Raw genomic sequence first — 12,966 nt, 5'->3', positions numbered from 1 at the left:
TGGCCAGCGCCCGCGAGGGATGGCGCCGCGGCCGGGTGGCGCCCTGGAGGCGCACCTTCGGGAATTACTTGGAGATCCAGAACTTCTGCATCTCGACAAAAAGAAAGGATGCCGTCCAGGTGATCAGCACCAGGCCGGTCAATGACTCGATGCCCGTCAGGAAGCGCAGGTCACCGGTGGGCTGGATGTCGCCGAAGCCCAGCGTGGTGAAGGTCGTGAAGGAAAAATAAACGCAGTCCATGAAGCTGCCATCGAAGCTTCCCGTCAGGCGGCCCCAGCCCTTTGCATGGTGCATCAGGTAATAGACGGCGGCAAACAGCCAGACTTCGACCGCGTGGGCCACCAGTGCGCCGCCCACGCCCAGCAGCACCCGGGGGCGGTGCCTGATTTTCACCTGGGGCAGCCACAGCGTGAGCCGGAAAAGAAATTCGTAGTGAATGACCACGGCCAGCATGACAACGACAAGATTTACCAGAACGATGGTGATCACATGGAACCTGCAAAGGGTAGGTGGAGACTGCGCGGCTGACGCGCCGGCGTTGGACGCAAGCCGTGCGCCGGAGAGAACTATAGCCCCGCCTCAGCCAGTCAGCCAATCAGCGCATCCAGCACCCCGGGCTGGAAATGCTGCGTGATGTAGTCGGCCAGACCTTCAAACACCGACTCCAGCGTCGGCGTGCTGGCCCCGAACAGCGCGTGCAACACGGCCGGGTCTTCAAACAGTCCGTGCAGGTAGACGCCCAACACATTACCGCTGCCGTTTTGCCAGGCCAGCCCGCCGGGCAGCACGGCGTGCGCCCCATCGCCGGCCGCGGCCATGGCGCTGTGCGGCGCGGTCTGGCCGTGGTGGATTTCGTAGCCCTGCACCTCCACACCGGACAAGGCCGCCCACGGACCACCGACCGATGCAAAACGCGCCTGCCGGTGCCGCACGGTCTTGTCGGCTTCAAACAGCGTGACCACCGGCAGCAAGCCCAGGCCCGGCCCGTTGCCGTCGATGCCGTACGGATCGATCAGTGCTTCGCCCAGCATCTGCAGCCCGCCGCAAATGCCGAGCACCGCCCCGCCGCGGCCGGCATGCGCGGCAATCGCGCTGTCCAGTCCCTGCGTGCGCAGCCAGGCCAGGTCGCCGCTCGTGTGTTTGGAGCCGGGCAGGATGATCCAGTCGGAAGCCGCGAGACCAGCCAGCTCGCCCGGGCTGCGCACCCACTTCAGGTGAATGCCCGGCACATTCTTGAGCGGCTGGAATTCGTCGAGGTTGCTGATGCGTGGGTAAGCGACGACGGCGATGGTCAGGGACCGTGCGCCCGGGGAGCCCTCACCCCTGCCCTCTCCCAGGGGGAGAGGGTGAAAAAAACCATCCTCTTCGGGCAGCCCGTGTTGCCACCACATCGGCAAGGTCGCCACCGTGGGCACACCGGTCAGGTCCTGCAGCATCTGCGGGCCGGGGGCGAGCAGGCTGGCGTCGCCGCGGAACTTGTTGAGCACGAACCCCCTGATCAACCGGCGTTCCGACTCGTCGAGCATGGCCCAGGTGCCATAGAGGTGCGCAAAGGCGCCGCCGCGGTCAATGTCGGTGACCAGCAGGCAGGCCGCGTTCGCGTGTTGCGCGATCCGCATGTTGACGATGTCGCTGGCCTTGAGGTTGATCTCGGCCGGCGAACCCGCGCCTTCGATCACGACGACGTCGTTTTCTTCCAGCAGTTCGTCGAGGGCCTGCGTTATCACCGGCCAGACCGAGGCACTGCGGCCGCGCCAGGCCATGCGTGAAAGCTCGGCGTTGACCTGGCCCATCAGGATCACCTGGCTGTGCGTGTCTTTCTCGGGCTTGAGCAGCAGCGGATTCATGCGGACTTCAGGTACAGCTTTTGCCGCCAGCGATTGAAAATATTGGGCGCTGCCTATCTCGCCCCCCACGCTTGTCACTGCGTGAGCCTCCGGCGACTCGCTGCCCCTTTCACCGGGGAGAGGGGCTAATTTTCCTTGGGGCGGCCCGGCGGAAAATTCTCGCCCTGCCACCACCCTGGCGTTGTTGCTCATGTTCTGCGCCTTGAAGGGCGCGACCTTGAGGCCCTGGTTGGCGTAGTAGCGGCACAGCGCGGTGGTCAGCCAGCTTTTGCCGGCGCCGCTGGTGGTGCCCAGAACCATCACGCTTTTGCCGGTCATGTTGCTTTCCTGATGATGTGTTGCCACGCATTGTGCAATGCGTCCTGCGCCGCCGGCGCCAGCACGCCCAGGCGTACCTGCCCCGGCAAACCGAAGGACGTGGTGTCGCGCAGCTTGATGCCCTGCCCCCGCAGTTCGGCCAGCAACTGCGGCAGACTCATGCCGTGCGGCAGCAGCGGCCGCGCGCAGAAAAAATTGGCGGCACTGGGCAGGCAGGTCCAGCCCATCGCTTCACACAGCGCGATCTGCCGCGCTTTCCATTCGCGCAGCGTGGCCAGGCTGGCGGCCAGCCAGGCTTGCACCTCCGGCGTGGTCCAGGCCTGCAGCATGGCCACGCCGTGCGCACCCACCGGCCACGACGGCGCCAGGTTGTCGAGCTGCACCACCGCATCGCCGGCATGCGGTGGCGCAATCACATAGGCTGCACGTACACCCGTCAGGCCCAGCGCCTTGTTCGGTGTCCAGAGTTGCCAGAAGGCTTGCAGGGCCGCGCCGGACAGCGCCAAGGCGCTTTCAAGCCGCAGCGGTTCGTACGCCCGGTCGAGCACACACAGCGCCGCCCCTTCAGCGAGTTCCGCCAGCCGAGACTGCGCCGCGCCCAGCGGACTCGACGGGTCACAGGCCCAGCGCAGTTGCGCGTGTTGCGCATGTGCGGCCACCGGCAGCTTCCACGCCTGCGCCGCCTGCGCGTAGTCGCCGTAGCTGTGCGGCGGCAACCAGACCGCTGTGGCGCCGCGCTGCACCGCCAGCGCGGTGATGCGGAAGATGAACTCGCTGGCGCTGCCGGCCAGCAGCACACGCTGCGCATCAACCTCATGGAAGGCGGCGAGCTGCCGGCGCAAGGCGGCATACCCGGCATCGGGGTAGTGGCTTGCATCGGCAAGCTGCACCATCGCCAGCGCTGCCGGGCACGGGCCGCAGGTATTGCCGTTGGTGGAGAAGTCATGCAGCGGCACGCCCTCGCTGTCGGGGCCGCCGTGGCTGCGCGTCGGGAAGGCAGGGCTTTCGGCCATCAGGCAACTCCAAATGCTATCAATACAGTAGCTGGTAGCGCACATGCAGCAAGGGCCATCACCACTTTTGATGCCATACGAAGGGCCTGCAGGGTGTCGGCGCCCTGGGCTGCCCTGCCCGCCTTGTTCAGAACATAGACTCCCGGCTTGCGCAGCGACACCCCGAGGGCCAGCGCCATGGCCGCCATCGGCCAGCCGCTGTTGGGCGACGGGGTTTTGGCCGCTTCCCGGCGCAGCGCACCGGTCGGCAGGCCGCGCGCCACCCCGGCCAGCAGCCAGGCCGTCAGGCGCGCGGGCAGCCAGGACAAGACATCGTCGGCGCGCGCGGCCCACTTGCCCGCCCATTCCCATTCACCCCGGTAGCCCCACATCGCGTCGGCCGTGTTGGCAAAGCGGTAAACGGCCGCCCCGGGCAGACCCAGCAGCACAAACCAGAAGACCGGCGCCACCACCGAGTCGTTGAGGTTTTCGGCGAGCGACTCGATCGCGCTTTCACGCACCTCGCCTTCCGTGAGTTGGCTGACATCGCGGCTGACCAGCCACGACAGGCGCTCACGCCCCGCCGCAAGCGAGGTCTGCAAGGCGGCTTCCACGGCCTGCACCTCATCGCGCAGCATGCGCCAGGCCAGCAGCGGTTTGAGCAGCAATGCCAGCAGCAGCACCAGCGCGGCGCCCGGAAGCCCGTCCCCGACCGCAGCGATGTCAAGGCGCAGCAACTGGCGCACGAACAGCCATTGCAGCCCGAACGCAAGCCCGCCCACGGCAGCCGCACCCGCGCACCAGGCCAGCGCTCCGCCGGCAAAAGCCGCAGCCGGCGGCCAGGCCGTCAGGTGCTTGCCGCAGGCGCCGAGGTAACGCCCCATCCAGACCACCGGGTGCCAGGCCGCAGCGGGCTCGCCCCAGCGCCAATCGAAGCCCAACGCCAGCCACAGGGCGAGCAGCGAACCGGCGGCCAGAACGGCCAGACCCATCGGGTCGTGCGGGGCAGACAGGGCGAGCAGCATCAGCGGGACTGCAGCAGCACCGGACTCACGGCCACAGGTAAAGCCGGAGCCATCGGCTGACCCCAGCTGCTCTCAAAAACCAGGTCTTCCAGCGCGCAACGCCGGGCCCAGCGCTCCTGCTGCAGCATGGGTTCTTCGTAGAAGCCATCCACCGGCCCGAGGCACAGCAGGGCTATCGGTTCGGCACCGGCCGGCATCTGCAGCAGCGCACTGACAGCCGCCGGCTCAAACAGCGACACCCAGCCCATTCCCAGGCCTTCGGCGCGGGCGGCCAGCCAGAGGTTCTGGATGGCGCAGGCGGTGGAAGCCAGGTCCATCTGCGGCAGGGTGCGGCGGCCAAACACGTGTTTCTCGCGGCCATCGGCCAGCGCCACCACCCAGACCTCCGCCGCGCTGAGCAGGCCTTCCACCTTGAGCCGCATGAACTCGCCCTCGCGCTCGCCAAGGGCGCGCGCCGTCAAGACACGCTCCTGCTCCACCAGTGCATGCAGCGCCTCGCGCAGCGGACGCGTCGAGATACGAATGAAACGCCAGGGTTGCATGAAGCCCACGCTGGGCGCGTGGTGCGCCGCCTGCAGCAGCCGCTGCATCAGTTCGGGCGCGACCGCGCCGCCCGAGAAATGACGCATGTCGCGCCGTTCATCAATGGCGCGGTAGACCGCAGCGATTTCGGGCACGGAAAAGGCGTGACTGGAAGGCGGATTGCTCAATCTTCTATCCCGCGCTGCGCGGGAATGCCGGCCTTGAACGCATGTTTGACCAAGGTCATCTCGGTCACGGTGTCGGCCAGGTCGATGATTTCCGGCGGGCAGCGCCGGCCGGTGATGACCACATGCACGTCCTTCGGCCTGTCCTTCAGGGTCTGCAGCACATCGTCCAACGGCATCCAGCCGTAGATCAGCGGGTAGGTCAGCTCGTCGAGAACCACCATGAAGTTGTCGCCGCTCAACATGGCGGCTTTGGCTTTTTCCCAGCCGGTGCGTGCCAGCTGGGCCGAATGCTCCAGGTCCTGGCTTTTCCAGCTGAAGCCGTCGCCCAGGCCTTCGATCGGAATGCCCAGCTGCTCGAACATGCGGTGTTCGCCGAAACGTGCACTCGGCACCTTCATGAACTGGAAAATCTTCACCGCCTTGCCGTGCACATGGTGGCGGCCGTGCGCGCGCAGCGCCAAGCCAAACGCGGCCGTGCTTTTACCCTTGCCGTCGCCGGTGTTGACGATCAGCAGACCGCGGCGTTCGCCCTCGGGCTTGTCGTAGGGCTTGTCGGTCGGGGGAGTTTCGATGTGCATGGGGTTGTCTCATTGAAAATCAGGTTTCAAATCCGTTCGGGCTGAGCTTGTCGAAGCCTCTCCCGAGCAAGGACCAAGGGCCCTTCGACAAGCTCAGGGTGAACGGGGTGGGGTGCATGGCCATCTAAATCCTGGGCACGGCCAGCCACTGGCCGGCCAGCGGGTGCACCGCGATGCGGTGGTCAAACACGGCTTCCAGCGCGCGATGCGTGGCCGCGTCGCCGCAGGCCCCCTGGTGAACGATGCGGCCCTGGTCCATGAGCACCAGCTCATCGGCCTGCAGTGCAAACGAGATTTCATGCAGCACACTGACCACGGTTTTCCCCTCGGCCACCAGGGCGCGCACCATCAGCAGCCAGTCGGTCTGGTGCGGCGGATCGAGGTTGGCCAGCGGTTCGTCCATCAGCAGCACCTGGGCCTCCACCGCCAGCGCACGCGCGAGCAACACGCGCTGGCGCTCGCCACCCGAGAGCTGGCCGAGGGCGCGGGCGCGCCAGTCCCAGGCCTGCGTGGCACGCAGGGCGCGTTCGACGGCGGCATGGTCGGCGGCGCTGGGCGGCGCCAGCCAGGCCTGGTGCGGCAGGCGGCCCAGCATGGCCACGTCGTAAACCGTCAGGTCGTCGGCCGAACTTTCGTTCTGGCCCAGCCAGGACAGCTGCTGCGCACGCTGGCGCCCGCGCAGGCTGGCCAGCGGCTGGCCCAGCAAGGCCACCTCGCCGTGATGCGGCAGCAGGCCCGCCAGCACCTTGAGCAGGGTGGACTTGCCGGCGCCGTTGGGGCCGACGATGCTGGTCCAGCGCGCGGCCGGCAGCACCAGGGACATGCCGTGCAATACCTCGACATTTCCGAGACTGGCCCTGATGCAGCGGGCGTCAATAGCTACTGAATCCATAGCAACTGAAGCGGTGTTTGGCATCACAACCCCGCCCCTCTTCCGGTATGCCGGTGCATCAGCCAGAGCAGGTAGCCGCCGCCCAGCACCGCCGTCAGCACGCCCACCGGCAACTCCTGCGGCGCCACCAGCCAGCGCGCCAGAATGTCGGCGGCCGTGAGCAGCACCGCACCCATCAGGGCGGCCAGCACGGTCAGGCGGCCGTGGGTGGTCTTGACGACGGAGCGCACCAGATGCGGCGCGGCCAGGCCCACAAACGCAATCAGCCCGGTCTGCGCCACGGCGGTGCCGGTGGCGAGCGCCAGCACCGCCACCAGCGCCACCCGCATCTGCGGCAGGCGCAGGCCCAGGCTTTGCGCGGTGGCTTCGCCCAGCGCCAGGCCGTCGAGCACATGGCTCATCATCCAGGCGGCCAGCACGCTGAAGGCGAGCACCGCCGCCATCACGGCGCAGGCAGTCCAGCCGACAAAACCTGTGCTGCCCAGCATGAAGGACTGCATGGCCTGCATGATCTCGGGCGTGAGCAGCAAAATCAACGAGGTGAAGGCGCCCAGCACCACCCCGACAATCACGCCGGCCAGCAGCAGGCGCAGCGTGTGCTGCACGCCCTTGGCCAGCAGCAGGGTCAGCAGCACGGCCAGCACGGCGCCGACAAAGGCCGCGCCAGTGAGCCCGATGCGCGCCAGCCAGTGCATGGCCAGCGGCGACACACCGAACAGCGCCATGGCGAGGGCCACCCCCAGCGAAGCGCCCGAGGCGCTGCCCAGCAGGTAGGGGTCGGCCAGCGGGTTGCGAAACAGGCCTTGCGCCACCGCGCCGGCCAGGCCCAGCAAGGCACCGGCCAGCCAGGCGCCCACCGTGCGCGGCAAGCGGATCTCGCGGACGATCTGCAGGGCCTGCGCGTCATGCCACATGCTGCGCACACTCTCGACACCGGTGCTGCCCACACTGACGCCCAGCAGCAGCAGGGCCGCGCTGGCCAGCAGCAGGCCGCCGGCCAGCAGCAGGGCCTGGCGGTGCTGGTTGGAAAAACCCGGGCTCATGGTGCGCCCGGCGCCTTGTCTTCGAGGCAGCGGGCCATCAGGCGGGCCGCCTCGGCCATGCGCGGGCCCGGACGCACGACCACGTCGGACTCGTCCACACCGAACGCGCAGATGCGCTGCTCCTTCACGGCCTTGATGCTGCCCCAGCCGGGATAAGACGCCATGCCCTGCATGCTGCGGTTGCCGGCCATGATCACGTCGGGGTTGGCGCGCACCACGAACTCGGGGTTGAGCCGCGGGAAGGGGCCGAGCGACGCCGGCACCACGTTTTTGACACCCAGGCGCGTGAGTGTCTCGCCGATGAAGGAGGACTCGCCCGCGGCATAAGGACCGCGGTTGACTTCAAAATACACCCGAGCGCGTTTGGCCCGGGGTGACAGCGACTGCGCCGCCGCCTCGACGCTGGCGTCGATGGTGCGCCACAACCGTGCGGCACCGGCTGCCTCGGGGATATCGAGCAGGACACCGATTTTCCCGAGCACACGCCTGACGTCAGCATGGCTCCTGGGCTCCAGCGCAACCACCTTGATGCCGAGCGACTCCAGGCGCTGGCTGGCGCGTGACGACGTGGCCAGCAGCACCACGTCGGGCCGCAGCGCCACGATGCCTTCGATGTTGGGGTCCAGCCCGCCGCCCAGTACCGGCAGGCTGCGCACGCTGGCGGGGTAATTCGAATACCGGTCCACACCGACCAGGCGCTGGCACTGCTCCATCGCGCAGACACTTTCAGTCAGCGAAGGCAGCAGGCTGACAATGCGCTGCGGGCTTTGCGCAAAACTCACGCTGACACCGCGGTCGTCGATCAGTTGCAGGGCGTGGGCTGGCGCCACGGCCAGGAAAGCCATAAAAAGCAGCAGCGCCGCCCTCACCCCAACCCTCTCCCAGAGGGCGAGGGAGCAAGAAAGAAAGTTCATGGCCGGCCTTTCAAAACCAGCGGCAAGCCGGCAGCCATCAGGGTCACGCGTTCACAGGCCTGCGCCACGTCCTGGTTGAGCCGGCCCAGCGCATCAACAAAGGCGCGCACCTCGCGCCCGAGCGGAATCACGCCCAGCCCGATCTCGTTGCCAACCAGCACCAGCGGCCCGGGGCAACTTTCGATTGCTTCCAAAAGCATAGCTGCCTGCGCCCGTGGGTATTGGGCTGCAGTCGTATTTTTATCCAAGACTTCGACAGGCATGAGCCAGTTGGTCAGCCACAGCGTCAGGCAGTCCACCACCACCAGTGTCTGCGCGCTGCCGTGCGCCGTGATCGCCTGCGCAAGCTGCAGCGGCTCTTCGACCGTGCGCATGCCGGGAACCCGCTCGGCCCTGTCCTGCTGGTGGCGCGCGATGCGTTGACGCATCTCGTCGTCCCAGGGCTGGCCGGTGGCGATCAGCACCGCACGATGCGCGGGTGATTGCGCGAGCCAGCCCTGCGCCAGCCTTTCGGCACGGCGCGATTTGCCGCTGCGCTGACCGCCGAGGATCAGTTCACTGCGAACCAGGGACGGGCTATTCATGGGTCGCACTCCAGTCCAGAACGATGCGGTGCAACTGCTCCACCCCGTCGGTCAGCGCGGCCGGCCCGGGCTGCAGGATGTCGGCCGACTTGATCTCGAACAACTGGCCGTTTTGGACGGCGTTGACGTTTTCCCACCCCGGCCGCGCCGCGACTTTTTCGGGCCGGAACTTCTTGCCGCACCAGGAGCCGATGATGATGTCGGGGTTGCGCGCGATGATCTGCGCGCTGTCGGCAATGATGCGGTCCTTGCCCATGGGCATGCGGGCCAGTTCGGGAAAACAGTCGTCGCCGCCGGCCACGCCCAGCAGCTCGGAGACCCAGGCGATGGCGCTGATGTGCGGCTCGTCCCACTCCTCAAAAAACACGCGGGGCCGTCGCTTCAGGCCAGCCGCAACCCGGGCAATGGCGGCCAGCCTGTCCTGCATGGCCTGCATCAGCTGCAAGCCGCGCTCGCCCTGCCCGACCATCGCCGCCACCTGGTACATCATGGAGAAAATTTCCGCGATGCTGCGCTGGTTGAACACCGTGACCTGCACGCCCTTGCGGATCAGCTCGGCCGCAATGTCGGCCTGCAGGTCCGAGAAGCCGAACACGCAGTCTGGCCTGAGCGCCAATATCTTGTCGATTTTGGCGCTGAGAAAAGCACTGACCCGGGGCTTCTCGGCACGGGCGCGCGGCGGGCGGACGGTGTAGCCAGAGATGCCGACGATGCGGCGCTCTTCCCCGAGCAGGTACAGCCACTCGGTGGTTTCCTCGGTCATGCAGACAATGCGCTGCGGGCCGTAGCTCATGGCTGCGGCTCCGCTGAAAAAAGCCGGGCTGTCGCTGCCGGACTGGAGGCGAACCAGGCGTGGAAATAACTGGCCCGCACCGACCCCGAGACATACAACGCCTCGCCCTCGCCGCGCAGCTGGCGTCCCGGCGCCGCTTCGGTGCGGGTGGCGGGCTGCAGCGGCGTGGTGCAGGTCGAGTAGTGGAAGGTGTGGCCGCGCAGGGTCCCGCCGTCCACGCCCAGCTGCTGCGGGCCCAGCGCGGCCAGGCGTTTTTGCATGCTGACGCTGCCGGGCAGCAGACCCCACATTGGGTGGCGATGGCCATCGACGGTGTGCAGCTCTTCAAACAGCGCCATCATGCCGCCGCACTCGGCCCAGACCGGCTTGCCGGCGCGCACATGCGCAGCCAGGCTGTCCTTCATGGCGCTGTTGGCCGCCAGGGCCCCCAGATGCAACTCGGGGTAACCGCCGGGCAGCCAGAGCGCGTCGCAGTCCGGCAGGGCGGCGTCGGCCAGCGGCGAAAAAAACACCAGCTGCGCGCCCAACTCGCGCAGGCAATCCAGGTTGGCCGCGTAGATAAAACAGAAGGCGGCATCCCGTGCCACCGCAACGGTCCGGCCCTGTAATGCACCAGCCGGAAACCCCGGCAGATCCGGCGCCTTGAACGGAACCGCCCAGGCCAGCAAGTCGCCGCCGGCCATCTGCCCCAGCGGGGTGGCGGCCAGCGCATCGGCCGCAGCATCCAGCCGCTGCATGGCGTCGCCGAGTTCATCGGACATCACCAGGCCCAGATGCCGCTCGGGCAGCGTCATGGCGCTGCTACGCATGAGGGCGCCCAGCCAGTGATCCGGCTCACGCAGGCTTTCCTGGAGCATCAGCGCATGGCTGTCGGAGGCCACCCGGTTGGCCAGCACGCCGGCAAACCGCAGGCCGTCCCGGTAATGCTGCAGGCCCCAGGCCAGCGCGCCAAACGTGCCGGCCATGGAGCCGGCGTCGATGACAGCCAGCACCGGCAGGCCGAAACGCTGCGCCAGATCGGCCGCGCTCGGCTGCCCGTCGAACAACCCCATCACGCCTTCGACAATGATCAGGTCGGCCTCCTGCGCGGCGGCCTGCAGGCGCCGGGCACAGTCGTCCTCGCCGGTCATCCACAGGTCGAGCTGGTGCACCGGCGCGCCGCTGGCCAGCGCCAGCCAGTAGGGGTCCAGAAAATCCGGCCCGCACTTGAAGACCCGCACACGCCGTCCCTGGCGCGTGTGCAGACGCGCCAGCGCACACGCGACCGTGGTCTTGCCCTGGCCAGAAGCGGGGGCGGCGATGAGAATTGCGGGACAGCGGGTGGGTTCGATCATGTGGCGGCCCTTGGCGCTGTTTACAGGGGAGCCCATTTCAGTCCAACGTACACCGTCCGTCCTCCGGTCGCGTAGGTCTGGGCCAGCTCATAGGATTTGTCGGCCAGATTATCGACGCGGGCCAGGAAGGTCCAGTCGCGGGCCACCAGGGTGCTAGCGCTCAAATTGATCAGGCCATAACCTCCCAGCACCACGGTATTGGTGGCACTGTCGTTGCGGCGTCCCGAGAGCTGCGCTTCCGCGCCCAGCGACCAGGGACCCACACGCGTGTCGACCGCCAGCACGGCATGCTGGCGGGCGCGCCGCGCCAGGGTCCGGCCGGTACCGAGATCACGCGGATTCTGGAGGTCGAGCGACGCCGACAGGCGGGTGTTGCCGAGTTTGTAGCCGCCCGTCAGCGTGACCCCCGAATATTCTGCCTGCGCGGTGTTGCTGTAGCAGGCCCGGTTCGCCAGCGCCACCGGCGCGCGGCCGTTGGTGCAGGGGCCGGAGCCGGTGGTGAACGTGATCAGGTTGGACACCTTGTTCTGGTAGGCCACGATGCCAAAGCTGCTGCCGCCGTCTTCGTAACGCAAGCCGATCTCTTTGTTGCGACTGCTTTCAGGCTGCAACGTGGAGACGCCGTAGATGCTGAAACGGTGGTACAGCGTGGGCGCGCGGAAAGCCGTGCCAGTCGATGCGGTGACGCGCCACTGCGGGGTGATGGCAAATCCGTAACCAGCGCTGCCGGTTTTTTTCGCGCCGAACTCGCTGTCGTCGTCGTGCCGCACATTGAGCTGGACCGCGTGCGGCCCGTTTTTCCAGCCGTAGCCCAGTGCCAGCGCGTCCTGCGAGCGGCCACGGTCTATGGGCGCGTTCTGCAGGTGGTCTTCCTTGCGCTCCAGGGCCGCCGTGAACAGGTGGCTGCCCAGGCGGAACTCGTTGTGCAGGAGGTAGCTGCGCAGATCGGTCACCGACAGGTAGGGCGAGGGTGTCGTCTGGTAGCGGTCCCGCGAATCGGAAATGCTCAGCCGGGTGCTGTAGGCCTCTGTCCAGCGTGCCTGCCAGTTCAGGCCCAGCGTGTTCAGCTCGCGCAGGTTGCGGTCGTCGCGCGTGCTGGCGCTGTCGTACTGGGAGTTGACATCGTTGGCCAGCACGGAGGCCTCCAGCCGGTGCGCGCGGTTGAGCTGGAAGCCCAGCTTGGCGTTGGCCGAGCGGCTGCGGTAACCGTCGAGATCCGGGTTCTGTCCGGCCGCCGTGCGCGAATTGAAGCCCTCGCTGCGTTCATCGACCAGACCGAGCGAATAGTCGAAAGCCCCCTGGGAGCCGCTGAAGCCCGCGTCGGCCTTGCGCGTGCCGTGCGAACCAAACCCGATGCCGACAAAAGGCGCAAACGGGCCCTCCCCGCGTTTCGTGAAGATCTGCACGACGCCGCCCAGTGCATCGGAGCCGTACACCGCGGCAGCCGGTCCGCGCAGGACTTCGATGCGATCGATCTGGCCGAGCGGGATGCTCTCCCAGGCCGCCCCGCCGGTGGCCTGCGAGTCGATGCGCACGCCGTCGATGTAGACCGCCGTGAAACGCGATTCCGAACCGCGCAGGAACACGCCGGTGGTGGTGCCGGGTCCGCCGTTGCGCTGGAACTCGACGCCCGGTAAACGCGCCAGCACATCGGCCAGCCCGGTGGCGCCGCTGCGTTCGATGGTGTCGCGGTCAACCACCGTCACGTCGGCGAGCAGGTCGGACAGCGGTTGCGCCGTGCGTGTCGCGGTGACCACGGTCTCCCGCAGTTGCGGGGATGAAGCGGTTTGGGAAAAAGCAGGCCATGCGGCGGCGACCGTCAGCGAAAGCACGGCGGAGCGTGCATGTGATACACAGGTTTTCATGAGGAGAAACATTCAACAAAAGGCCCTCACCAGCTTCCCCGCCAGTGCATGAGCGTTACAAACGCCCGGT

Annotated in this window: 13 protein-coding genes; all 13 read right to left on the bottom strand. The window is 67.4% G+C overall.

The features are described 5' to 3' along the window. Positions 1 to 64: 64 nt before the first annotated feature. Entirely contained in the window at positions 65 to 490 is a 426-nt protein-coding gene (locus PSV40_RS20245) for a potassium channel family protein (RefSeq protein WP_300541259.1), read from the bottom strand. Between the two features lie 98 nt (positions 491 to 588). After that, positions 589 to 2,166, bottom strand: coding sequence for a cobyric acid synthase (locus PSV40_RS20240; protein WP_300541257.1), 1,578 nt, complete (start codon positions 2,164 to 2,166; stop codon positions 589 to 591). Further along, the gene (locus tag PSV40_RS20235; RefSeq protein ID WP_300541255.1) at positions 2,163 to 3,179 is read right to left on the bottom strand and encodes an aminotransferase class I/II-fold pyridoxal phosphate-dependent enzyme; all 1,017 of its coding nucleotides are present in this window, start codon (positions 3,177 to 3,179) and stop codon (positions 2,163 to 2,165) included. Before PSV40_RS20235 ends, PSV40_RS20240 begins: the two co-directional genes overlap by 4 nt. Beyond that, positions 3,179 to 4,150, bottom strand: a complete 972-nt coding sequence (gene cbiB, locus PSV40_RS20230) for an adenosylcobinamide-phosphate synthase CbiB (protein ID WP_300541331.1) — start codon at positions 4,148 to 4,150, stop codon at positions 3,179 to 3,181. The genes PSV40_RS20235 and cbiB overlap by 1 nt, the downstream gene beginning before the upstream one ends. 32 nt (positions 4,151 to 4,182) lie before the next feature. Then, positions 4,183 to 4,893: a 5,6-dimethylbenzimidazole synthase gene (gene bluB / locus PSV40_RS20225; protein ID WP_300541253.1), complete on the bottom strand. Its 711-nt coding sequence runs from the start codon at positions 4,891 to 4,893 to the stop codon at positions 4,183 to 4,185. Further along, entirely contained in the window at positions 4,890 to 5,471 is a 582-nt protein-coding gene (gene cobO / locus PSV40_RS20220; protein WP_300541250.1) for a cob(I)yrinic acid a,c-diamide adenosyltransferase, read from the bottom strand. Before cobO ends, bluB begins: the two co-directional genes overlap by 4 nt. A 124-nt stretch (positions 5,472 to 5,595) precedes the next feature. Further along, entirely contained in the window at positions 5,596 to 6,363 is a 768-nt protein-coding gene (locus tag PSV40_RS20215; protein WP_300541248.1) for an ABC transporter ATP-binding protein, read from the bottom strand. Between the two features lie 23 nt (positions 6,364 to 6,386). Beyond that, the gene (locus PSV40_RS20210; RefSeq protein ID WP_300541246.1) at positions 6,387 to 7,406 is read right to left on the bottom strand and encodes an iron ABC transporter permease; all 1,020 of its coding nucleotides are present in this window, start codon (positions 7,404 to 7,406) and stop codon (positions 6,387 to 6,389) included. Beyond that, complete coding sequence (locus PSV40_RS20205) at positions 7,403 to 8,251, bottom strand: ABC transporter substrate-binding protein (protein ID WP_300541329.1); 849 nt, start codon at positions 8,249 to 8,251, stop codon at positions 7,403 to 7,405. The genes PSV40_RS20210 and PSV40_RS20205 overlap by 4 nt, the downstream gene beginning before the upstream one ends. A gap of 65 nt (positions 8,252 to 8,316) precedes the next feature. After that, positions 8,317 to 8,904, bottom strand: coding sequence for a bifunctional adenosylcobinamide kinase/adenosylcobinamide-phosphate guanylyltransferase (cobU, locus tag PSV40_RS20200; RefSeq protein ID WP_300541244.1), 588 nt, complete (start codon positions 8,902 to 8,904; stop codon positions 8,317 to 8,319). Next, positions 8,897 to 9,697: a cobalamin-binding protein gene (locus tag PSV40_RS20195; RefSeq protein WP_300541242.1), complete on the bottom strand. Its 801-nt coding sequence runs from the start codon at positions 9,695 to 9,697 to the stop codon at positions 8,897 to 8,899. Before PSV40_RS20195 ends, cobU begins: the two co-directional genes overlap by 8 nt. After that, on the bottom strand, positions 9,694 to 11,031 hold the full coding sequence (locus PSV40_RS20190) for a cobyrinate a,c-diamide synthase (protein WP_300541240.1): 1,338 nt from the start codon (positions 11,029 to 11,031) through the stop codon (positions 9,694 to 9,696). The genes PSV40_RS20195 and PSV40_RS20190 overlap by 4 nt, the downstream gene beginning before the upstream one ends. Before the next feature lie 20 nt (positions 11,032 to 11,051). Continuing rightward, a complete protein-coding gene (locus PSV40_RS20185) occupies positions 11,052 to 12,896 on the bottom strand; it encodes a TonB-dependent receptor (RefSeq protein ID WP_300541238.1) in 1,845 nt (614 codons plus the stop codon). Positions 12,897 to 12,966 lie beyond the last annotated feature (70 nt).

The sequence above is a fragment of the Polaromonas sp. genome (assembly GCF_029945925.1).
In the GTDB taxonomy this organism is placed as follows: Bacteria; Pseudomonadota; Gammaproteobacteria; order Burkholderiales; family Burkholderiaceae_C; genus Polaromonas.
Note: the sequence above shows the minus strand (reverse complement) of the source record. Positions and strands in the feature narration are given on the sequence as shown.